Genomic DNA, 24,587 nt, shown 5'->3' on the forward strand with positions numbered 1-24,587 from the left:
TCTTTTCAACTCATAAGTGATTATGTAGTTGACAATATTTTTATTCATGAATTATGTTATCACATATTATAAAATTTAGCTTACGGAATAAGATTATTATTCTAATATTCACAGGGTTTATTATAGGTTTTGGATTATACGCCCTTTCTCAGATATCTATAGGTGCAGTGCCAGATGTTACCAATAATCAAGTACAAGTAATTACAACATCTCGCAATCTTTCTACGCAAGATATGGAGCAGTTTATTACATATCCTGTAGAATTGGAGATGGCCAACCTTCCAGATGTGGAAGAAATTAGGTCTATCTCTAAATTTGGCTTATCAGTTGTTACTATTGTTTTTAAGGATGACATCGGCACTTACTTACCACGCCAACTCATAGCTGAGAAAATTAAATCAGCTTCTGAAAAAATTCCAGAGGGTTTTGGGTCGCCAGAAATGGGACCTATATCTACAGGTTTAGGTGAAATATATCAATACATTTTAGATGTAGAACCTGAATACAAAGAGCGTTATTCTGTGCAAGACTTACGTACCATTCAAGATTGGGTTATTAAAAGACAACTATCTGGAATACCTGGAGTTGTAGAAGTAAATACTTGGGGAGGATTTTTAAAACAATATGAAGTTGCAATAGATACTGATAAGCTTAATGCTATGCAGATTTCTACCCATGAGGTTTTTGAAGCCTTGGAGCAAAACAATAGTGTTGCTGGTGGTGGTTATATAGAAAAGGCAAATCAAGCCTATTTTATTCGAGGTGATGGCTTAGTCTCTTCTATTGAAGATATTAAAAACATAGTAGTTAAGAACACCAATGGGCTGCCTCTATATATAAAAGACGTCGCAAAAGTTGGCTTTGGTAGTGCAACACGTTTTGGTGCAATTACTGGAAATGGAGAAGGAGAAAAAGTCTTAGGACAAGTAATGATGCTAAAGGGAGCCAATTCTAAAAAAGTAATAGAAGCTGTAAAAGAACGTGTCGCTTCCATATCTAAATCACTTCCAGAAGGCGTATATATTAATCCTTTTTTAGATAGAAGTGAATTAATTGCCAAAACCACTTTTACAATAACAGAAAACCTTGTGTTAGGCTGTCTTATTGTTGTGTTTGTTGTTGTGCTTTTACTAGGAAATATTCGCTCAGGTTTAGTAGTAGCATCAGTAATACCACTATGCCTATTATTTGCTATTTCTTTAATGTACTTGTTTGGAATAGACGCTAATTTAATGAGTCTTGGAGCTATAGATTTTGGGATAATAATAGACGGAGCTGTCATCATTGTAGAGTTTATAGCTTTTCAGATTACGAAAAAGCAAGCCGAGATCTCGTCACTTGCTAAAAATGAAGTTCAACCATTCAAAGATAAAATAATTTTCAATGGAGCTTCTAAAATGATGAACTCTGCCATATTTGGACAACTCATAATTCTTATTGTTTTTATTCCGATACTATCATTAAGTGGTGTAGAAGGTAAAATGTTTAAGCCCATGGCTTCTACATTTAGCTTTGCGCTTATAGGTGCCATGATTTTTTGTTTCACCTATGTGCCTGTAGTAGCTTCTATTTTTCTTAAACCCACTAAAAATTCAAAAAGTAATATTTCGGTTAGATTAATGAATTGGCTCAACAAATTATATGAGCCTGTAATTAATTGGGCACTACAAAATAAAAAGCTAGTACTTGTCTTAGCTTCTGTTTTATTGACTTTAACAGTATATATATTCTCAACAATGGGAGGTGAATTTGTTCCCACTTTAGATGAAGGAGATTTTGTAATTCAACCTGTATTAAAAACCGGAACATCTTTAAAAAAGACCGCAGAAATCACTACTCAAATAGAACAAATATTAATCGAAAAATTCCCAGAAGTTAAACAAGTCGTTACTAGAATTGGCGCAGCAGAAGTACCAACAGATCCTATGTCTATGGAAGAAAGTGATGTGATTATAGTCCTAAAACCAAAAAAAGAATGGACTTCTGCATCAACAAAAGATGAGCTTGCTGACAAATTTAAAGAAGCATTAGCCATAATTCCAGGTATGGAAGTAGAGTTTACCCAACCTATTGAAATGCGATTTAATGAACTCATTACTGGAGTTAGAGCTGATATTGCCATTAAGATTTTTGGTGAAGATCTAGAAGTGCTTTCAAAAAAAGGAAATGAAATAAAATCCCTAATAGAAAATGTTGAAGGTGCTTCTGATATCACAGTCGAAAAAATAGATGGTTTACCTCAAATGAATGTAAGCTACAATCGTGAAAAAATTGCACGCTACGGATTAAATATTAAACACCTCAACGACATGCTTTCGATGGGATTTGCTGGAACAACCACAGGAAGCGTTTTTGAGGGTGAAAAACGTTTTGACCTTGTTGTAAGGTTAGATAAATCTAAACGTACCGACATTAATAATATAAAAAACTTGTTGGTTGATTTACCTCAAGGCGGAAAAATACCACTACATGAATTAGCAGATATAACCTATAAAAAGGGAGCTGCTAAAATATCTAGAGACGATACTAAGAGAAGAATAGTTGTTGGTATAAATGTGAGAAACCGTGACCTTGAATCTGTTGTCAATGATGTACAGTCTTTAATTGAAAATAATATAAATCTTCCTGTAGGTTATAACATTACCTATGGAGGACAGTTTGAAAATTTACAGACAGCCAAATCAAGACTACTGGTAGCTGTACCAATAGCTTTAATTCTCATTTTCATATTACTCTATTTTGCATTTAAATCCTTAAAAGAAGCTTTACTAATCTTTTCTGCAATTCCACTAGCTGCAGTAGGTGGTGTTTTGTTATTGTGGTTAAGAGATATGCCTTTTAGTATTTCTGCAGGTGTTGGATTTATTGCACTATTTGGTATAGCTGTTCTCAACGGAATAGTACTCATTGAGCATTTTAAAGAACTAAAAAATAATAATTTTGAAACTATGGACACATTAATAAAACAAGGTGCTAAAGATCGTTTGCGCGCTGTAATTTTAACCGCTTCTGCAGCAGCTTTAGGTTTTTTACCTATGGCTATCTCAACCAATGCAGGAGCTGAAGTGCAGAGACCTTTAGCTACAGTTGTAATTGGCGGACTCATAACCGCGACACTACTAACATTAGTAGTGCTGCCAATACTTTATAGTTATTTCAACAAACTTAATGATAGTCCTAAGAAACAATCCTTACAGAAGTCTAAATCTATAATTACGCTTATCATTTTTGTATTAATTTCTTCATCTGCATTTGGTCAAACCAGTAAGAAAACGGTTAACGATCTTATACAAATTGCTATCGACAATAATGCTGATCTTAAAGTAAAAAGATTAAAAGTAAAACAAGCAGATATTTTAATAAATAGTGCATTTGATTTTGAAAAGACAGAGGTTTACTATGGTTATGACCAAAATAATTTAGCCATTAACGAAAAGCCAATTAGTGTGTTTGGTATTCAGCAAGAGTTTTCGTTTCCAACGGTTTATTTATCTAAAAAAAAGCTTAACAAAGCAAATCACCAATTAGAAACATCCAATTATGCCATCAAAGAAAAGGCATTGAAACGTAAAGTTAAATTGGCATTCTACAACTACCAATACGCTATTGAAAAAGAACAAATACATAAAACTTTAGATAGCTTATATCTAAACTTTTCTAAAACTGCCAAAAGGCGTTTTGAACTAGGTGAAACCAACTATCTAGAGAAAATAACCGCTAAATCTAAACATCGACAAATAAAACTTAATTTAACAAAAGCAAAAGAAGATACCTATATAGCCTATAAGGAATTAGTAAGTCTAATACAAAGTAAGGATAGTATTGAAATTATTCTTGAACCCTTCAAAAAAGAAACTCTTAAAGTTCTTAACCTAACCGAAAGTCCAGAATTGAATTATGTCTCCAGCAAAGTTTCATTAGCTGAACGTTTAAGAAAATTTGAGCAACAACAATTATTACCAGATATTACTCTAAACTATTTTCAAGGCAGCAATTCAGGTATTAATTCAAACTTATATGGCTATCAATTAGGTTTAAAAATTCCATTGTTATTCATGGGAAAATCTTCAAAAATAAAAGCATCAAAAATTGAAAAGAATATTGCTGAAGAAAGTTTGCAAGATTATACCATACAATTAAAAACTAAAAATGAGGTATTGCTTTCTCAATTAAATCAACAGCAAAAGGCTTTAGACTATTATGAAACAGAAGGTCTTGAGCTTTCTAATGAAATATTAAAAACTGCTAATCGTAGTTTTAAGCATGGTGAAATAGACTTTTTTCAGTACATCATAAGTGTAGAAAATGCTTATGAGATACAACTTAATTATATTGAAAATCTAAATGCATACAACCAAACCGTTGTAGCTATTAATTATATAACCTTATAAGTTAAAAGCAATAAAAACACAACAGATGAAATCATTTTTAAAAATATATAGTGCAATTCTATTACTAGTAATTTTTGGGTGTAAAAACTCTGAAAGTAAGTCAACAACAGATATAGATAAAAACCAAGACAATCGTATTGTAGTGTCTAAAGCACAATTTCAGCAAAACAATATGATGCTAGGCAGTATTGAAGAGCAACTATTTCCTGTTAGCATTAAAGTTAATGGAATAATTGATGTACCACCAGAAAACAAAGCCATTGTTAATTCCATTACAGGTGGATATATAAAAACAATTCCTCTTTTAGTTGGTAATACTGTAAAAAAAGGACAAATAATAGCAACCATAGAAAGTCCAGAATTTGTGAGTCTTCAGCAAAACTACATGGAAATTAAAGAGCAACTTAATTACTTAAAAAATGAATACGAGCGTCAAAACACGATGTTTGGTGAAAACATAATTTCAGAAAAAGTGTTTTTAAAAGCTCAAAGCCAATACAAAACTGCTCTTGCTAGCTATAATGGGCTTAAAAAACAATTACTGTTGCTCAACATAAGCCCTAAAAGTGTAGAACAAGGAATGATAACTTCGGTAATTAATATTTATGCGCCAATAAATGGTAGTATTACTAAAGTAAATGTTTCTAAAGGTAGCTATGTATCTCCCTCTACTGCTATTTTAGAAATTATAGACAATAGTCATATTCATTTGGAATTATCTGTTTTTGAAAAAGATATTATGAACATTAAAGAAAATCAAAAAATGCTGTTTAATATTCCTGAAACTTCCGGAAAAGTCTATGAAGCTTCAGTATACCTCGTTGGCACATCTATAGAAGAAAACAGAACGATTAAAGTGCATGCGCATCCAAATGATGAATCGCAGCGATTCTTAACTGGTATGTTTGTGAACGCAGAAATCATTATTGCCGAAAACAAAACTAAAGCGCTTCCTGAAACCACAATCGTTGAAGACGAAGATCAATTTTTTGTTTTAGTCCTAGATGAAGAAAATGATATTAACTACTATTTTAAACCATTAGAAGTTAATGTTGGATTAACTAAAAATAATTACACCGAAATTAAAAACATTGATGCTTTAACGAAGAACGATAAATTATTGTTGAATGGAGCCTTTAGCTTAATTGGGAATGAGTAAACAGATTTATTTACCCTAAACCAACATCTAAAGTCATCATAACAATAAAGCCACCTATAAAGCCTAGGGTAGCTATATCTGTATATTTATCACGTTGAGTTTCTGGTATTACTTCTTCAACAACTACAAATATCATAGCACCAGCAGCAAAAGCTAAAGCATATGGTAATATAGGCTGAAAAAATGTTACTGCTACAGCACCAACCACAGCTGCAATAGGTTCTACAATTGCAGACATTTGTCCATACCAAAAACTTTTAAATTTACTCACGCCATGGCGACGTAATGGCATAGATACAGCAAGCCCTTCAGGAAAATTTTGTATACCAATACCCAAAGCTAATGCTACAGCTCCTCCTATTGTTGCTTCTGGAATTCCGGCCGCAACACCACCAAATAATACACCAACAGCTAATCCTTCAGGAATATTATGCAATGTAATTGCCAAAACCAAAAGTGTAGTTCTGCGCCAAGGTGTTTTAACACCTTCTTTTTCATCTTCTTTAAAATTAATATGCAGATGTGGCAAAATTTTATCTAAACCAAAAATGAATAAAGCACCTAATGAAAACCCAACAACTGCAGGAATTACTTTTTCAAACCCTTCTCCTTTACTCATTTCTATGCCAGGCGCTAATAAGCTCCAAAAACTTGCAGCAACCATAACACCACCTGTAAACCCTAACATACCATCTAAAACAGCACGATTCATTCCTTTAAAAAAGAAGACTAACGCTGCTCCTGAAGCAGTTAGAATCCATGTAAAAAGAGACGCATAAAGTGCCCCTAAAACAGGATCTATAGTTTCAAAATATTGAATAATGTCTTGTATCATATTAATTCGTTTTAACAAATAAATTATTAGAAACCGCTTTTGATATATTTAGTTCAAAATCATTAATTAAAATAGTCATTGACTCATCAAATGGTTCTTTTGCCAGCACTTTTATTTGGCTTCCTAAAGCAATATGGTTTTTATCTAAGTATTTTAAAAATTCAGAAGAAGAATCATTAACACCAACAAAAACACATTTTGTATTTACAACAACATCAGACAGTTTTACTTTATCAGATTTTGTGATATTTCCATCTTTATCTGGTATAGGATCACCATGAGGGTCGTGAGATGGAAAACCTAAAAAAGCATCTAATTCATTAATCAATTTTGGTGATTTAATATGCTCTAATTGCTCAGCTACATCATGAACTTCATCCCATGAAAAATTTAGCTTTTCTACTAAAAACACTTCCCACAAACGATGCTTTCTAATAATGTTTACTGCAGTGATTGTGCCAATTTCTGTAAGACTAACTCCTTTGTACTTTACATAGTTTATTAATTCCTTATCTGCTAGTTTCTTAACCATATCTGTAACAGAAGAGGCTTTTGTCTCAATTTTTTCTGCAATAGCATTGGTACTAACAGCCATACCTTTTTGGCTTTCTAAATGATATATGGCTTTAAGATAATTTTCTTCTGATAAAGAAAGCATACTGTTAAAAATTTCTACAAATATAACTTTATTTTATTTAAGTAAATAAATTTTTAGTCTTATCTAAATTTTATTTTACCTTTGCTTCAAAATATTATATATGTCTAGTAGAGTATTACTTGTTATTCTTGCAACCTTACAATTTGCTTATGCACAATCTAAACACACTATTAGTGGTTATGTAACATCTAATGGAACACCTTTAACTTATGCTAATATATACCTAGAAACTACACCTACTGGAGCAGTTAGCAGATCTGATGGTTTTTATGAATTAAAAAACATTGAAACAAACACGTATACTATTGTGGCATCTATGACTGGCTACAAGACACAACGCAAACAAATAAAGGTAGATGATAACTTAACTTTAAACTTTGATTTGGAAACAGAATCATTAGATGAAGTGGTTATTACTGGTACACGTACTTTTAAACGCAAAACCAATTCTGCGGTTATTGTTAATATTTTAAATAGTGAAAGTCTAAATACACTGCAAGCTTGTAACCTTTCAGATGGTCTTAAATTTCAACCAGGTTTGCGTGTAGAAACAGATTGTCAAACTTGTAATTATACACAGTTAAGAATTAATGGTCTTGGAGGTGGTTACTCTCAAATTTTAATTAACGGACGACCAATTTTTAGTCCGTTAACAGGTTTGTATGGCTTAGAGCAAATTCCAGTAAATATGATAGAGCGTATCGAAACAATTCGTGGTGGTGGTTCATCACTTTATGGTTCTAGCGCCATTGGAGGAGTCGTTAACGTTATTACAAAAGTTCCTAAGACCAATAATTTTGACGTTAATTACACATATCAAAATATAAATGGAGGTGCTGATGATCACATGGTATCTGGAAACGCAACCGTAGTTTCAAAATCCAAAAACGCAGGAGTATCATTATTCATAAACAATCGTAATCGAGATATGTACGATCACAATGATGATAATTTTTCTGAATTAACAACACTAAAAAATAATTCTTTTGGTGCTAATTTCTTCTTTTTACCATCAGAAAACCAAAAGCTAGAAGCAAGTTTTAGCAAGCTAAACGAATATCGTTATGGAGGAGAAATGATTGATGGACCAGCTTATTTGACACAACAGGCAGAAGAACGAACTCACGATGTTATAATGGGAAGCTTAGATTATCAAATTAATTTCAATAACAACAACAGCTCTTTAATCACTTATTTTGCTGGTCAGCAAACCGATAGAGATCATTATACTGGTGTTTTTCCTGATGACACCAATGAAATTGAAGCACATATATCTAATCCGCCTTATGGCACTTCAAAAACAGTTACTTTACAAGGTGGTGCACAGTTTAACCATAGATTAAACAACTTTTTTAATGGCAGCAACGTCTTAACTATTGGTTCTGAATATTTAGTTGATGACGTACAGGATGTTATTGAATCATACAATTACAACATTGACCAAACCACAAAAAACCTTGGTACATTTTTTCAGAGCGATTGGGAAATAACACCAAAACTCAACTTGCTTTCTGGCTTTAGAGTAGACAGCAACAACTTAGTCGATAATCTAATTGTTAGTCCTCGATTTTCTTTATTATATAAATCTGAATCTAATGTACAATTACGAGCTACATGGAGTACTGGCTTTAGAGCACCTCAGGCTTTTGATACAGATTTGCACATTGCCTTTGCTGGCGGAGGCATTTCTAGAGTATCTTTAGATGACGATTTAGTCGAAGAACGATCTAATAGTTTTAGCGCCTCTATTAATTATGATAAAGCTTCTGAAAAATTCATTGCAGGCTTTACACTAGAAGGTTTTTATACCAAACTAAAGGATGCTTTTTACCTTAACCCAATTGGTGAAGATGAATTTGGCCAGTTATTTGAAAAACAAAATGGTGATGCTGCTGCTGTACAAGGTATTACTTTAGAAGCTAGAGCAAATTATAATAAAAAAGTACAATTAGAAGCTGGTTTTACCATTCAAAAAAGTGAGTTTGACACTGCTGTAGAAACTATTGAAGGATTAAATCCTAGACGTGAGTTTTTGAGAACTCCAAATCATTATGGCTTTGCAACCTTAAGCTATATGCCAAACAACAGGTTTAATACTAATCTTAATTACGTTTACACAGGTGATATGCTCATAGCTCATTTTGCTGGCGCACCAGAACAACTTATTAATGAATACAAAACAACAGCTTCTTTTCATGAATTTAGCTGGAGAAGCAGCTACAGATTTAATCTTAACAACCTAAACACAGGATTAGAAATTTTTGGCGGTGTAAAGAACATTTTTAATGCCTACCAAAATGATTTTGATACTGGTAAAAATAGAGACAGTAACTATGTTTACGGACCAGGAATGCCACGTACGTTTTTTATTGGATTGAAGGTTTTATCTATTTAAACCCTCTCTCCTTTTGAATATACTCATAAGCTTCTTGCACTTGACGAAATTTTTCTTCAGCTCCTTCTTGATGTTCTTTACCTAAGTGCCCAACACGATCTGGGTGGTATTTTTTTGCCATTTTTCTATAGGCACGTTTTACTTCATCATCTGAAACAGTCTTATCAACCTCTAGTATTTTATAAGCATTATTAGTCATATCATAGAACATAGCTTGTATGCTTTCAAAATCTTTTCTACTAATACCTAAATAGCCAGACATGGTATAGATTTGCTTTATTTCTACCTCAGCAACATGGCCATCTGCTTTAGCTATTCCGAATAAAAAATGAAGTAATTGCAAACGCGACGCGTGATCCATCATTTGCTTAATCTGCATACACACTTGACGCATAGATATATTTTGCTTAGACACGCGTTTAAATAACTCAAAGGCATGGTTGGCACGTTCTTTACCATACATGTTTCTAAACTGTTGACGCACATAATCTAGTTCTCGCCTATCTTGTTTTCCATCTGCTTTAATAACAATAGAAGCTAATATTAACAAACTCACCTCAAAATCACCAGATTGCGTTTTTGGCCTTTCATCTCTTCTGGTTTGTTTTGGACGCTGACGGTAAGGGTCTCTTTTATGGGTTCTACCTGTTTGTCGATCACCCAATAAAGGCGCACCATTATCCGATAAATTATCAACAAAACTACCTAACGCTAAACCAATAATAGCACCTATTGGCCCACCAAAAGACCAACCAATAGCACCTCCTATCCACTTTGCTAAACTCATGTGTAAATGTATTATCAATTGAAGTTCAAATATACTATATGTTAGTAGATATTTTTTTGTTTTTGTTACTATTGAAAAACTTGATAGCACAATTTATTCTGCCTACTGAATACAAAGTATTGGAGACTATTTTTACGTATCTTTGCATACCGAGAACTATCGGAATTAAAATGTTAATTAAAAAAGAAATAATATGTATCCAGCAGAATTAGTAAAACCAATGCGCGAAGATTTAACCAATGTTGGTTTTGAAGAATTACATACCACAGAAGCTGTTGATGAAGCATTGGCAAAAGAAGGCACAACTCTTGTTGTTGTAAATTCTGTTTGTGGTTGTGCTGCAGCAAATGCAAGACCAGGAGCTCGTATGAGTATACAAAATGCTAAACGTCCTGATAATTTAGTGACTGTATTTGCAGGTGTAGACAGAGATGCTACAAATAAGGCAAGAGAATATATGGTTCCATTTCCACCAAGTTCGCCAAGTATGGCTTTATTTAAAGATGGAGAATTAGTACATATGTTAGAACGTCATCATATAGAAGGTCGTCCAGCAGAATTAATTGCTGAAAATCTTATGGATGCTTATAATGAGCATTGCTAAAATTGATTTAGTTAAAATATAAAATAAAACCACGGATTTATTATTCGTGGTTTTTTTGTGCTTCATTACCATTGATTTACTTTTGTGATATGCAAAAAATATTAGCCTATCCTCTTACAGTTTTATATTTCACCTGCTTTGGATTAACCTTAGTAATTTTTCATCCTATACAGTGGTTTTACAAAAATATTTTTGGGTACAAAGCTCATAAAGTTAGCGTTGACTGGTTACAGTTTTTTATAATGCGGTGCCTTAATATATTGGGTACAACTTTCACTTTCAACAATCCTTATAAAATTAAAAAAGGTGTACCTCTAATTTTGGTTTCTAATCACCAAAGCATGTATGACATTCCGCCTCTAATATGGTACCTTCGTAAGCACCATGTAAAATTTATAAGTAAAAAAGAATTAGGCAAAGGTATACCAAGTGTTTCTTATAATCTACGTCATGGAGGTTCTGTACTTATAGACAGAAAAGATCCTATAGGCTCTATAAAAGCTATTCAAGATTTCGCAAAACGTATTGAAAAAAACAAATGGGCTGCAACAATTTTTCCCGAAGGCACTCGCAGTAGAGATGGCAATCCAAAACCTTTTAAAACCAAAGGACTACTGACTATGCTAGAGCATACACCAAATGCCTTAATTGTACCTGTTACAATCAATAATTCATGGAAAACTTTAAAGTATGGTAAATTTCCAATGGGCTTAGGAGCTAATATTTCTTTTATACTTCATAAGCCTATACAAGCCAATCTATTTGAAGACAAATTAGAATTGACAAATCTTATTGAAACTCAGATAAAAAATAGTATTGTACAATGAAAAATGAAGAGTTAATAGCCTCTACCATTGCTTTTGTAAAAAATGAACTCAAAAATGCCGAAGGCGGTCACGATTGGTTTCATATAGAGCGTGTTTATAAAAACACATTACTCATTGCAAAACAAGAAAAAGTTGATATGACTGTAGTTGCTCTAGCTGCTCTATTACACGACATTGCTGATCCTAAATTTCATAATGGTGATGAAACTGTTGGGCCAAGAGTTGCAAGCAAATTTTTATTAAAACAAAATGTAGATAGTGAAATTATAGAGCATGTTACTCAGATTATTGAGAACATGTCTTTTAAAAATTCTTTTGATTTAAACCCATCATTTACTTCTAAAGAAATGGAAGTTGTACAAGATGCCGATCGATTAGATGCTATTGGTGCAATTGGTATAGCACGTTGTTTTAACTATGGCGGTTTTAAAAATAGAGCTTTATATAATCCTAATATTTCACCTAATTTAGATATGACTAAAGCAGAATATAAAACTTCTGATTCGCCAACAATTAATCATTTTTATGAGAAATTGTTATTGCTAAAAGATCAGATGAACACAAAAACCGGAAAACGAATTGCTACTGAAAGACATAAGTATATGGAAGGTTTTTTAAAACAATTTTATGCTGAATGGGAAGGTGAGAAATGATTAAAATAATTTTATTGGTCAAATGAATTTATAAAACTTAGCATATATCAATTTTTGATTAAAATGTTTTTGTTTATCTTGAGGTTTTGATTATCAACTTTTTTAATGAAAAAAAACACTTTAATTATACTCTTTATTATTAATTGCTTTTTTTGCTTTTCTCAAAACGAAGCTAATAATTGGTACTTTGGAGAAAATGCAGGATTAGATTTTAATAATGGAAACCCTACAATATTAACAAATGGGCAACTTAATACTGGTGAAGGATGTGCTAGTATTTCTGATGCCAATGGAAATTTACTATTCTATACTGATGGCAAAACAGTTTACAATGCACAGCATTCTGTAATGCTTAACGGTAATGATTTAAATGGAGATTTTTCAAGCTCCCACTCAGCTATAGTAGTTCCAAAACCTAATTCATCAAACATTTACTACATTTTTACTGCAGATGATGATGCTGGAGAATTTGGTTTACAATACTCTGAAGTGGATATGAATTTAGATGCTGGATTGGGTGGAATTACAACAAACAAAAACATTCCACTCTACACACCAATTACAGAAAAATTAACAGCTATAAAACATGCAACATTAAATGAATATTGGGTTATTAGTCATAAATACGGCAATAACGAATTTTTAGTTTATAGAATTTCTGAGAATGGTGTAGATTCAGAACCAATAATTAGCGCTACAGGACTACCTATTACACCTCTTTTTGACAAAGGAAATACAAGAGGTCAAATAAAAGTATCACCCGATGGAACAAAATTAGCAGTTGCTAGATCCGCACCAGAAGATGAAAATGGTGGTGTTGAATTATTGGACTTTAATCCAACAACTGGTCAGGTTTCTAATCCTATAAGCATTCCAATCACATATAACAATTTTACTGCCTCTCCATACGGCATTGAGTTTTCTCCAGATAGTAAAATTTTATATGTTAGTTCTGGTGTTGGCATATTTCAATATGACCTAACAAGTACAACAATTGGCGAATTACTTCTATCTCAATATACAGTTGTTTTAAATACAGATTCTGCATACGGATATGGAGGAATTCAATTGGGTCCTAATGGCAGAATTTATATTGCTGAATGGGACAATCTCTTCTTACACGTAATATCTGAACCTAATAACTTAGGAGAAGAATGTGAATACATGGAAGACGGATTATATTTAGGTAGTAAGATTTCAAGATTAGGCTTACCTCCATTTATTCAATCTTTTTTCTTTGTTGGATTTCAAGTTGAGAATTTATGTGAATCAGACACAACTATGTTTACTGCCAATGTATCTCAAACATATGATAGTATCTTATGGGATTTCGGAGATGGTAATACCTCTATTGAAGAAAATCCTTCTCATGTATATAATAATTCAGGTGAATATGAAGTGAAATTGACTGTAATCTCTGGAACCAATACTTCATCAGAAACCAAATATATTTCTATAAATGAAACACCTATTGTCGCACCAATTATTGAGTTCAATCAGTGTGACGATGATTTAGATGGTTTCAGCAATTTTAATCTTAATGGAATACTAACAGATATCTCTGAAAACAGCGATAATGAAACTATTACGTTTTACAAAACTCTTTTCAATGCACAAAATAGGTTTAATCAAATTTTCAATACAGCTAGTTATGTAAATGAAACTGCTAGTTCAGATGAAATCTGGGCTAGAGTAGAAAACTCTAATGGTTGTTACAATTTTTCCCAAATTATGTTAACCGTTTCAACAACTCAAATCCCAAGTAGTTTTATAAGAGAGTTTTATCAATGCGATACAGGATTAGACACAAACGATGGTATTACCACCTTTGATTTCAGTTCTATAATCCCTGAAATTGAAAGCTTATTCCCTAATAATGAAGAGATTGTTCTCTCCTTTTACAGAAGCATTAACGATGCTCTTTTAGAAACTAATCAAATCTTAGATATAACAAATTACGAAAATATAGGATCTCCAAATACTCAAGGAATTTTTGTAAGGGTTGATAGCACTATAAACAATACTTGTCTAGGACTTGGAGAGCATATTAGCCTAAATGTTGTTTCTATTCCTCAAATAAGCACTTTACCTGAAGAAATTTTCTTATGCAGAGGTGATTCTACTGAGCTGATTGCAGATAACTTATACGATTCTTACAACTGGTCTTCAGGACAATCAACACAGAGTATTATTATATCTGAAGCTGGAGAATATACAGTCACTGCTACAAAAACTATTGACGGAATAACATGCAGCACTTCAAAAACTGTAAATGTAATTGAAACAGAAGCAGCTACTCTTTTAGGTTTTGAGACTGTAGATTGGACTCAAAACCAAAACATTATAACTGTTTTTGTAGAAGGTTCTGGCGATTATGAATTTTCAATAGACGGCATTAATTATCAAGACAGTAATATTTTCACAAATTTGCAGCCTAAAGAATTTACCGTTTATATTAGAGAAAAAAATGGCTGTGGAATTGTTAGTGGATCAACATATTTATTGTCGTACCCTAAGTTTTTCACACCAAACGGAGATGGAAAAAATGATTTTTGGCAAATTAAAAACTCAAATAGAGAGCCTCTAAATAAAATATCCATCTATAATCGTTATGGAAAACTTTTAGCAACATTAAGATCTAATAGTATTGGTTGGGATGGTAGTTACAATGGGAATAAATTACCAACTAGCGATTATTGGTTTGTTTTAAAACGACAAGATGGAAGAGTATATACTAGTCATTTTACTTTAAAGCGTTAAACAATTATTCTATCTGATAAAAAATAAGTACATGGAAGGTTTTTTAAAACAATTTTATGCTGAATGGGAAAGTGAAAAATGATTAAAATAGTTTTAACTGTCCATCTTTATATTGCTTGTGCAATTCTGTATTAAGTTTTGGCATAGTCTTATTCTTAAAATATTTTAATCTAGCTAATTGCATTAGGTCATTAATATGCTTAGCTATTTGACCTTCGCCACGCATTCTTAGGCCAAATACACTTTCATTTAGCGTACCTCCATGACAATTCTCTATTTGATGTAAAACCTTATCTGCTCTATCTGGCAGAGTCTTTCTAATCCAATCTGTAAAAATTTCACCAATAGCACCATTTAACCTAACAATTGTATAAGCAACACTTAAAGCTCCAGCTTCTGAAACTGCTTTTGCCAGAGGCAAAATCTCATGACTATTTATAGACGGAATTATTGGAGCCAACATTACATTTACAGGAATACCATTATCACTCAATTCCTTTACTGTTTTGAGCCTTCTTTTTATAGTTGCTGTTCTTGGCTCTAAAATGCGCCTTGTATCTTCCGATAAAGATGTTATAGATACATTAACTGAGATTAAATTATCCTTTGCTAACTGTTTTAACAGGTCTAAATCTCTTAATATAAGTGCATTTTTAGTGATTATTGCTGTAGGATGCTTATACTTTAAAAACACCTCTAAACATTGCCTTGTTAATTGAAATTTTTTCTCCGCTGGCTGATAACAATCCGTATTACCAGACATAACAATTGGATGCGCTTTCCAACTTTTCTTTTTCAATAGGTCTTCTAAAAGTTTGGGAGCTGTTTTCTTTACTAAAATACGTCGCTCAAAATCTAAACCTGCACTATAACCCCAAAACTCATGGCTATTGCGTGCATAGCAGTAAATACAACCATGTTCGCAACCTTGATACATATTCATAGAATATGCCATGCCAACATCTGGACTCTTTACTTTATTGACTATAGTTTTAGGAAATACGTTAAGGTATAAGGTTTTATTCTTGTCAGCAATCTCACCTTCTTTTTCACAGAATTCTAAAAAATCATCTCGCATTTCGTGAGACAATTCAAAAAAACGGTTGCGCACATTAAGCTGCGCACCACGACCTTTACTTATTTCACCTTTAAACATATTTATATTTTATATGTAATAATATAAATAAAATTAAATTAATTGCCTTACATATGTTTTATTTGTTTACGATTTGATTTAAAACTTTTTGAAGTTTTCATAAAAATATGGCTTCATTATTTTATCTTCTAAGTTAAAAAAGACCCAATCAAAACTAAACCTTTTGCATTCTTATTTCACTCCTATAAGCTTTTCTATTTTAGATTGAGTAGCATCATAATAACCTTGTTGAAATCCAGACCATTTTTCAATTAGCTTTCCTTCTAGAGAAAACAAATAATATGTTGGTGTACTGTTTATTCTATAGCGTTTATATGGAAAACCTTCTTCTCCTTCTTTTGTCCATAAGAATTGCCAAGTGTTCTTTTCAAGATTTGAGATATAATCAAAATGTTCTTGTTTACTTTCCGTATAAAAAGTAACAATATTTAAATCCTCTTTATATTTTTCATTAAGGTCTTGTAACATTGGTATAGCTTTTTGACTATGTGGACATGTTGGTGTTGAAAAATCTAACAACACATATTTTTTGCCATCAAACTGTTCTGATAGTTTCTTTATAGATCCATCTCTACTTAAAGCCTCAAAATCTGTATATTTTTCACCCTTTTTAATTTCAGGATTATTGAGATATGCCTGTATTGCTTTTCCATTTTTGGTACTTTGAAGCTCTTTACTAAATTTTGAAAAGATCTTTTTTAATTTCCTATCCTTATAATTAGACTTCTTATAATACAAAATTTGCATTGCGTAATAGGTGTCTATATGATCTGCTATAAATTGCTTTTCTACCTCTGTTTTTTTAGCATTAATCTCTCTTAAAATACCATTTTCTCCTATATACTTTTGTTGTAAACTATCATTCCAAAGGTTTTGTTGTTGCAATTCTGCTATTTTGCTTTTATGAACTGTTAATTCTTTATCATAGTCAGCAATGCGTTTATCATACGCAACTTTAAGATTGTGATGTACCGAACCGGTTACTGTAAGATTATTAGGGAAATCATTAATATCACCTTCAACAAATACATCTTCATCTGCCATAAAAAGGTAAGTGTACTTCATATTGTTTTCTATAGGTATATACAAAACATAACTTTGAGGTTCACTTGTTGTTTCTCCTAAAAATGTAAAACGGTTTGCTTTAACAACCGAAGTATCTAAAACAATATTATTTTGTGCATTTAACAGCATTACTTTGGTACCATCTTCAAAACCAGAAATATTACCGTTAATACTAAATCTTCCTTCATTTGGTGTACTATTTAACACTGTAGCAACCAGTAAACCTATTAAAATCTTTATGTATGTTGTCATAACTCAGATATTAGATTAAAAATTAACTCAGGATTTGTATGATAACAAACCCTGAGTTTTAAATACAAGATATACTTATCTTTTTGCTCTTTTTAGTACAGTCTCGTACTTTCCATCACTATAAACTATTTTATAAGTACCTGTAGCAACCACAAATGCTTTCTCAAAACCTAAACGTCTTGCTAACTCTAACTGAATAGTTGTAGATGCTTTAACAACTAAACCATCACCAAGGTTTTCTTTATTTTGATTATAGAATTTTTCACTAAACACAACTTTAACCGAATCATTACTAGCTTTAGCAAAAGCTACTATTGAATTTTCAAAATTAATAGTTAAATCTGAGCTTGAACTACAAAATGCAGGACCTTTAATACAATCTCCTATTGTAGGAGAAACCATACCAAGACCTATGTCTACGGGCTGTAATTTTGACTGTGCATTAACCGATAATACACTCATAAATACTGTGGCTATTAAGCCAAATATAATTTTTTTCATAATTGATATTTTAATTTCTAATTTTTTGAGTTTTTAATTGATAGTATTACTACTATCATAGCTCCAAGTATTGGAGCAATTATATGAAGCTCTCCTGTTATTAACCAAAATACAAATGAGACTACTGTTACTGATAACAAAACAAGTAACGGTATGTACACGAAACGTTTCATTAAACTATTATTTAACTAAATTCTACTAATGTTTAGATTTCAAGTATACTTTAATTAACCTTACTACGATAACTTATTTCTAATATTAATAATACGGCTAACAAATATGTCTGTATTTTGAATCTTGCCAACTTTTTAGCAATAGATTTCGAAGTTAATATTACATGATTGAATCACCTTATTACATAAAAAATCACATGTAAATACTTTATTGCAAAAAAAAGCTCTTTTTGAAATATTATTTTTTATTATTTGAGTCTTTTTGTTTTAATGTTAAAACAATTAATGCTATTTCAATACCTTTTAATATTCCACTAAAAATTATTGAATTTTCAAAAAAATTAAGTTTACTCAAAGGATAAAAAACTAAAACTATTATAATTACGATTGCGATTTTTTTCATTGTATTGTTTATTAAATTATTATTACCACCATCCTGTAAGTTGACCAATAGCATTAGCTGCTGATCCTCCAATAGCACCACCAGCTGCACCTGCAACCCATCCAGCAACTGTTCCAACTACAGGAAGTGTAACTGACCCTCCAAAAGCACCACCTATTCCACCTGCTATCGCACCTTCAACATCACTTCCTGCTAAATCACCCCAACTAAACTTACTTTGCATATTATGCATGTTACTATTTGGAATTCCCCACTTTGAAGTATTCTTCGGGTTAGTCCAATAAGCTATACTGTATCTGTAAACCGATGTAGCTACTAAAAAAAGTTGCCTCTCTTTTTCCTTAAGATTCTTGTTATATATTATTTCACCTTCTATTTCCTTTATTTTATTAATTACATTTGCTGGATTTTCTTTACTTGTTTTCAAGTTCATTATTTTTACGTACACTAAAGCTCCTTGATTACTAAGGAAATTACCATTAAGTAAAAAATTAACTTTATCTCCGCTTTTATAATAAGCATCTACCGTTTCAGAATTAGCCTCAATAGAATTCTTAAAAGAGTGCTTAGAGTTATTGGCTTTTAAATATTCATCTGCCAAGCTTAATATTTCCTTAACATCAATCTTACTATTGCGTTCAATAATATAATCTAACGCATCATTGTGTAATTGCCCTATTTTATCAAATGGATTTTTCATATTCCCATAGTTCTTCACTTCCTGAGCAGAAGACAAAAAAGAAAGAAATATTGTAAGTGATAAGGTGACAAAAGTTTTAAATTTTTTCATTTTTTTAAATTTTAAAGATTTTTTAATTAATTATACAATACCAATTTTTGTTGCAACGTATTGACTTTGTAAAAGTAATTAGGGAAGAAAAGGTGTCGTTACGGTAAAACCATACTATTTGTTAAAGTGTAAAACACTAATAATTAAAGCGGTAATAATCTTTATAAAGATAAAGCTTTCAAGACCTTTCGACTACCTTATAGTGTGCTTTCAATCAAAATAAATTTTGATTTCAACTAATCTTCAAGGTGACATTATAACTTTAATGGAAATCACGTTATTTAGATTCCCGCCTTACTTCGACAAGCTCAGTACAAGTCGCAGGAATGACAATAATAAATAGAAACAGATATAAAAAATGAGGGCTCTATTTTATAGATTAAAGCAGTCCTAATTTGCGTACTTCTCTTAAAATATCCTCGTCATTACCTTTGGTAATATCTAAAACATCTTTAATTCTAGATTTGCGTTTCTCTACAGCACTTTGAGACAGCGCTAAGTGTGTTGGTATATTCTTTGTCTTTATACCTTGTGCTAATAATTCTATAATTTTTCTATTTGTTGGATCTAAAAGATCTTCTTTAGAGATCAATGTCTTTTTTGCTTGTCTTACAGTTTCGGAATAATAGCCATTACCTTTTGTAAGTTGAGAAAATGCCTCTAGTAAACTTTCGCCATCTATATCACTTTTTACCATAAGACCTTGCGGATTTACTTTTTTTAATACGTTATAAAGCACTATAGCTTCGGTATGAGATGTAATAATGGCTATTTTGGTTTCAGGAAAATGTTGTTGCATTAATAACGCTACATCTTCTCCATTAAAAAGCTTTTGAGATTCAAAAGGTGGAATGCTATAATCTATAATGGCTAAGGTAAATCGGTTTTTGTTTTGAGGCGCTGTAATTACCTTGTATGCTTCTTCGCAATTATTACAAGATGTAAACCTTAAAGGTTCTTCTATGTCGCTTAAAGATAGTGTTGTTTTATACCCATCTATTTGTATAGGATGATCGTCAATAATCAATACTTCCATAACTTAGTTCTAAAGACGTAGATAAATTTAGAATTTAAATATAGAGAAATTAATTTATAACGAACTGTTATGTGTATGATTATTAATGTTTTTATTTTTTAGAAAGCTTTGGGTATGGCTACAGAAAGTACAGTGCCTTTATTAGTCTGAGATTCTATAGTTAATTTTGCATTAATTTTATCCGCTCTTTCTTTCATATTCTTTAGCCCAATTCCATTAGATATATTAGAGCTTGACATACCAATACCATCATCTATAAGTTCTACAATAATATCTGTTTCGTTTTGTACCATACGTACAACAACATTATTTGCTTTAGCATGTTTTTGGATATTATGAAAGCCTTCTTGAAGCATACGGTACACTTCAATCTTTGTGGTATTAGATACGGTTTTCCAATCAATAAGCTCATCAAAATATAATTTGAGTTTTAAATTAGAATGCCCAGCTATATTTTCAAACAAACCCGATACCATTTTTGTGAAATTAACTTGATCTGAAAATAAATCTTGACTTAGATTGTGAGAAATAGCTCTGATTTCTTTTTCAACCTCTTGTAGACTTTTTATATATGGCAAGCATTTTTCTACTGTTTCATTATCTCGCTTTTTATTGAGCACAAACAAATTAAGACGAATACCTGAAAGCTTACCCAAAACACCATCGTGCAGTTCTTGAGATATACGTTTTTTCTCTATGTGTTTGCCTTGCTCTATCTTAAACTGTTCATCTAACATAAGACTATAAATAGTCTCGTTAGCCTCCAACTCTTTTTGTGCTAACTTTAACTCCTTGTTTTTTAATTTTCTATTACGATTTATATAGACCATAACCAGAGCAAAAGCAAAAAGTGAGCTTATAGCTAATGCACTCCAAAAACGTGTATTGGCTTTGTCTCTTTCATCTTCTGCAAATTGTTTTTCTTTTTTAATATTCTCGGTATTAAAAGCTATTAATGCAAACTTTTCTTGTTGTTGGCGATTGTTTTTTGCAACACTGTCTTGAGTAGACAAGTAAGTTTCGTACCAATATGGTTTTTTACTAGTATCATCTGTTTGTGCCATAAGGTGTAATGCCTTTAGCTCTTGGTCTAACTCACTTTCTTCTTTAGACGACAAATAGGCTTTTTTTGCAAAATAAAATGATGAATCTATTTTATTAATATCTTTATAATAGTTTGCTAATAATAACTCTGCATTACCTCTACTCTTTGAGTTAATACTGTCGTGCACCTCTAAAGCTCTTTTAAACAACGGCATTATATCTGTTTTACCCAACTTATGTAAATTATAAGCTCTATTTTCTAATAAATACGCATAATTAATAGGATACTGTTTGGACAATACATTAATATCATCCGCTTCTTTAAAGTACTCTTCTGCCTCTTTATGGTAACCTTGTAACATCATGGTTACACCGATATTTATTAAAGACTGAGATTTTAATCGTAACCGATATGATTGTTGTTTATTATTAAATTGCTCTGTAGCTTTTAAGGCCTTTTCATGGTAATCTAAAGCAAGACTAAGTTTGTTGGTCTGCATAAACAATCTACCTAAGGTATTATAAACACCATATTTGGCTGCATAATTACTATCTTTTTCTACAACTTTTAAAGCTTCAACCGCATACTGTTCGCTCTTATCATAGTCTTTTACCGTTTTTAAAATTAATGATAAATTAGAAAGCGCTCTCTTTTGAGTATTTTTATCTTTAGTTATTGGGTAAAACGTAGTAGCTTTATAATTGTAATAAAAAGCACTATCCATCATATTTCGGTTTAAATAATTATGTCCAATATACATACAGCTACGAGCAATAATATTGGTATCCTTAACTTTTAAAGCTAGTTTATAAGCTTTGACAACACTATTATATTCTCCTTTTAAATCATTAATGACATAATACCTGCTAGCAACTCTTAAGTAGCATTTTCTCTTAGTAGAATCGTTCGCTCTTTGGCCTAAATAGTCTTCTATATTCTTTATCGCTTCTTTTCTAGTTTTTATAGAAATATCATTATTGTAAGCAGCATTAAATAAAGAATCCACTCTTTTTGGCAAGAGTGGTTCTTTGCTAGGTCTTTGACTTTGACCTTTTTTACAAGACAAAAGCATCAAGACTATCATACTTACTATTAAAAATAACGTTCTTTTCATGTTCTAAATATAGAAAAAAAGAGATGTGTTTATATAATTAATCTTCTCCTGGTTCACTTTCTTCTCCACCCGTATCAAGATCTGTCTCACTAGTTGTGTCTTCGTTATAGATGTCCTCAATTTCGTTAAGATTATTGTCATCGTTTTGTAATTCTTCAGCGGTACATGAGCATAAAAATACTCCCAGAGCTAATGCTCCTATAATTAGTTTGGTTTTCATTTTGTTTTTGGATTATTAAATTTTTACTGTTTTTTAAAATCCGAATGCATTCAAAATTCTACCGTAAAACTAAGGTGCGTTTGCAAGTGCTCTTTATGGTTTCTCCATACAAAATGTTAAATTAAAACATTGATTTCCAAAGTATTAAACAAAAAAACCACAACAATATTTTCACACTGTTGTGGTCTTATAAATAAGTACTTAAACTATCACTAACTATTTATTCATACTCATTAATACCGTATAGGATTTCTTTCATTTTACTACCATTTATTTCAACAGGTCTATAGGCTGTATTAAACTTTTCTATGGTAATGGTTATATTTTCTTTTAACTTAGCATATTCTGGTGGTATTTTGGTAGCACATTGCTGCTCATTCTCATAACTGTTTAGCATAATTCTAAACTTTTCATAGAACTTAGTACCTTGGTCTATGTGTGCGTTATAAACCGCAATAAAATTGAGTAGCCTATCAATTGAAAACTCCAAATTTATTCTCATTTTATGAGCTTTATACTTTAATGACTCATCATTTGCAAACTTTGTGAGTTCATCCATAAATGCATTTAATTTTTCCTTTACTGTATCCCAGTCATCGCTATTACGACACTCTTTTAGTGCTGTTTTGTAGCTTATTGGTTTTGCAAAGTCGGCAAACAACTGCTCTAGTTCCTTTAAAATTCCGTCATTACTTTTTTGCAAAAAAGCTGTTTCAAAATAAATGGTATTAAGATCATTGTGCATACGTAAGGTAAAGTCTAGAATACACTCAACATCCTTGAGATCAGCTTCCTTTTTTGCTCTAGATGTATTGTCATTAGAAAAAAGTGACACAAATGAATGCACTACAGATGTGTAAATATTATTACCAAGTATTGACGTAAGGTTAAAACCTGTCTTTTTATTTTGCTTACTACTTAAATCACCTTTTAACTCTAAAAATTCCGGGTAATGGTTAGGGTTACTAAGATTATTAATTTCATTAAATGTTGCTACTGAAGCAAAATGATGGTCTAATGAGAGTGATTTTTCATATAATATTTTAATAATTTGCAAACCTTTAATATACCTTATCTTACTAAGGTCTGTTGCCTCCATTCTGTAATTGTAGCTTAATTGATCTTCTAGCTTTTTTGCTTCTATCAATAACCTCAATTGTTCCTCACTATCATTGGTATTCCATAATCTACTTTTATTTTTTTGTAATCTTTTTAACAATGGTGTATTTAGCTTTTCATAACTAAATTTTATTTCTTTAATCTCATCTACCCATTGCGTCAATACAATATCGATATCTTTATTGGGGTTATTACCACAATAGCCAAAAAGACCATAACATAACCCTACTACAAACAATACTTTTTGTAACATACCTAACCTCATCTTTCTTTGATTTTAAACAAGGACTACCTTAGCACAACCTTTTAGTTATTTCATTTCTATTTCAAATGTAATTTCAATAACATCTTTAGTAATAATCATAGGACATTCTCCAGCTATAATACTAGCATCTTCTTTTATTCCTAAGGCATTACTAATCTCTCTATTTAAAGGAAATGATTCTGGCATAAGAAAAATATCTTCTCCTTCCTCAGCTATTTCCTTTCCTAATATCGTAATCTCTTCCCTTAAAGTGAGCTTATCTCTATAAACTATAAAAACAAGTTTATTACTTTCAATTTTCAGGAATGAATTACCTTCCAACATTGGCTCAATCTTACACATACCATTAGTACCAACACAACGATGACCTGACCAATCT

The 24,587-nt window shown here is 31.6% G+C and carries 20 protein-coding genes; 7 read left to right on the forward strand and 13 right to left on the reverse strand.

Features of this window, described 5'->3' with window-relative positions; translation table 11 throughout:
* Positions 1-53 precede the first annotated feature (53 nt).
* Entirely contained in the window at positions 54-4,391 is a 4,338-nt protein-coding gene (locus tag N4A42_RS06730) for a CusA/CzcA family heavy metal efflux RND transporter (RefSeq protein ID WP_294071705.1), read from the forward strand.
* A gap of 25 nt (positions 4,392-4,416) precedes the next feature.
* On the forward strand, positions 4,417-5,550 hold the full coding sequence (locus tag N4A42_RS06735) for an efflux RND transporter periplasmic adaptor subunit (RefSeq protein WP_294071707.1): 1,134 nt from the start codon (positions 4,417-4,419) through the stop codon (positions 5,548-5,550).
* A gap of 10 nt (positions 5,551-5,560) precedes the next feature.
* Here the strand turns inward: N4A42_RS06735 and N4A42_RS06740 are convergent, their stop codons facing one another.
* Together N4A42_RS06740 and N4A42_RS06745 are read right to left on the reverse strand one after the other, a co-directional pair.
* Positions 5,561-6,385, reverse strand: coding sequence for a ZIP family metal transporter (locus N4A42_RS06740; RefSeq protein ID WP_294071710.1), 825 nt, complete (start codon positions 6,383-6,385; stop codon positions 5,561-5,563).
* Position 6,386: 1 nt separating this feature from the next.
* Positions 6,387-7,043 (reverse strand): metal-dependent transcriptional regulator, encoded by a 657-nt coding sequence (locus tag N4A42_RS06745; protein WP_294071729.1) that lies wholly within the window; start codon positions 7,041-7,043, stop codon positions 6,387-6,389.
* Positions 7,044-7,143: 100 nt separating this feature from the next.
* On the opposite strand from N4A42_RS06745, the gene N4A42_RS06750 reads away from it, so the two are divergent.
* Positions 7,144-9,438, forward strand: coding sequence for a TonB-dependent receptor (locus N4A42_RS06750; protein ID WP_294071731.1), 2,295 nt, complete (start codon positions 7,144-7,146; stop codon positions 9,436-9,438).
* Here N4A42_RS06750 and N4A42_RS06755 read toward each other — a convergent pair.
* Positions 9,431-10,225, reverse strand: a complete 795-nt coding sequence (locus N4A42_RS06755) for a TerB family tellurite resistance protein (RefSeq protein ID WP_294071734.1) — start codon at positions 10,223-10,225, stop codon at positions 9,431-9,433. The two genes, N4A42_RS06750 and N4A42_RS06755, sit on opposite strands and share 8 nt — an antisense overlap.
* A 193-nt stretch (positions 10,226-10,418) precedes the next feature.
* On the opposite strand from N4A42_RS06755, the gene N4A42_RS06760 reads away from it, so the two are divergent.
* From N4A42_RS06760 to N4A42_RS06775, 4 genes are all read left to right on the forward strand, one after another.
* Entirely contained in the window at positions 10,419-10,829 is a 411-nt protein-coding gene (locus N4A42_RS06760) for a BrxA/BrxB family bacilliredoxin (RefSeq protein ID WP_294071738.1), read from the forward strand.
* A gap of 89 nt (positions 10,830-10,918) precedes the next feature.
* Positions 10,919-11,656 carry a 1-acyl-sn-glycerol-3-phosphate acyltransferase gene (locus tag N4A42_RS06765; protein ID WP_294071741.1) on the forward strand — a complete coding sequence of 246 codons (738 nt, stop codon included), beginning with the start codon at positions 10,919-10,921 and terminating at the stop codon, positions 11,654-11,656.
* Positions 11,653-12,309 carry an HD domain-containing protein gene (locus N4A42_RS06770; protein ID WP_294071743.1) on the forward strand — a complete coding sequence of 219 codons (657 nt, stop codon included), beginning with the start codon at positions 11,653-11,655 and terminating at the stop codon, positions 12,307-12,309. Before N4A42_RS06765 ends, N4A42_RS06770 begins: the two co-directional genes overlap by 4 nt.
* Positions 12,310-12,414: 105 nt before the next feature.
* Positions 12,415-15,069 (forward strand): T9SS type B sorting domain-containing protein, encoded by a 2,655-nt coding sequence (locus tag N4A42_RS06775; RefSeq protein WP_294071745.1) that lies wholly within the window; start codon positions 12,415-12,417, stop codon positions 15,067-15,069.
* 82 nt (positions 15,070-15,151) lie between these two features.
* Here N4A42_RS06775 and N4A42_RS06780 read toward each other — a convergent pair whose 3' ends face one another.
* From N4A42_RS06780 to N4A42_RS06825, 10 genes are all read right to left on the reverse strand, one after another.
* Positions 15,152-16,225, reverse strand: coding sequence for a PA0069 family radical SAM protein (locus tag N4A42_RS06780; protein ID WP_294071747.1), 1,074 nt, complete (start codon positions 16,223-16,225; stop codon positions 15,152-15,154).
* Positions 16,226-16,396: 171 nt separating this feature from the next.
* Positions 16,397-17,542, reverse strand: coding sequence for a DUF4369 domain-containing protein (locus N4A42_RS06785; protein WP_294071749.1), 1,146 nt, complete (start codon positions 17,540-17,542; stop codon positions 16,397-16,399).
* 75 nt (positions 17,543-17,617) lie between these two features.
* The gene (locus N4A42_RS06790; RefSeq protein ID WP_294071751.1) at positions 17,618-18,043 is read right to left on the reverse strand and encodes a hypothetical protein; all 426 of its coding nucleotides are present in this window, start codon (positions 18,041-18,043) and stop codon (positions 17,618-17,620) included.
* 411 nt (positions 18,044-18,454) lie between these two features.
* Entirely contained in the window at positions 18,455-18,619 is a 165-nt protein-coding gene (locus tag N4A42_RS06795; protein WP_294071753.1) for a hypothetical protein, read from the reverse strand.
* 22 nt (positions 18,620-18,641) lie between these two features.
* The gene (locus N4A42_RS06800) at positions 18,642-19,409 is read right to left on the reverse strand and encodes a hypothetical protein (RefSeq protein WP_294071755.1); all 768 of its coding nucleotides are present in this window, start codon (positions 19,407-19,409) and stop codon (positions 18,642-18,644) included.
* Between the two features lie 379 nt (positions 19,410-19,788).
* Positions 19,789-20,445: a response regulator gene (locus N4A42_RS06805; protein ID WP_294071758.1), complete on the reverse strand. Its 657-nt coding sequence runs from the start codon at positions 20,443-20,445 to the stop codon at positions 19,789-19,791.
* Between the two features lie 98 nt (positions 20,446-20,543).
* Entirely contained in the window at positions 20,544-22,496 is a 1,953-nt protein-coding gene (locus tag N4A42_RS06810; RefSeq protein WP_294071761.1) for an ATP-binding protein, read from the reverse strand.
* A 145-nt stretch (positions 22,497-22,641) separates the two neighbouring features.
* Positions 22,642-22,824, reverse strand: a complete 183-nt coding sequence (locus N4A42_RS06815) for a hypothetical protein (RefSeq protein ID WP_294071764.1) — start codon at positions 22,822-22,824, stop codon at positions 22,642-22,644.
* 220 nt (positions 22,825-23,044) lie between these two features.
* On the reverse strand, positions 23,045-24,208 hold the full coding sequence (locus N4A42_RS06820; RefSeq protein ID WP_294071766.1) for a hypothetical protein: 1,164 nt from the start codon (positions 24,206-24,208) through the stop codon (positions 23,045-23,047).
* A 45-nt stretch (positions 24,209-24,253) separates the two neighbouring features.
* The coding region (locus tag N4A42_RS06825) for a hypothetical protein (protein ID WP_294071768.1) at positions 24,254-24,587 on the reverse strand (334 nt) is incomplete at its 5' end.

The organism is Winogradskyella sp., assembly GCF_025210595.1.
Lineage (GTDB): Bacteria > Bacteroidota > Bacteroidia > Flavobacteriales > Flavobacteriaceae > Winogradskyella.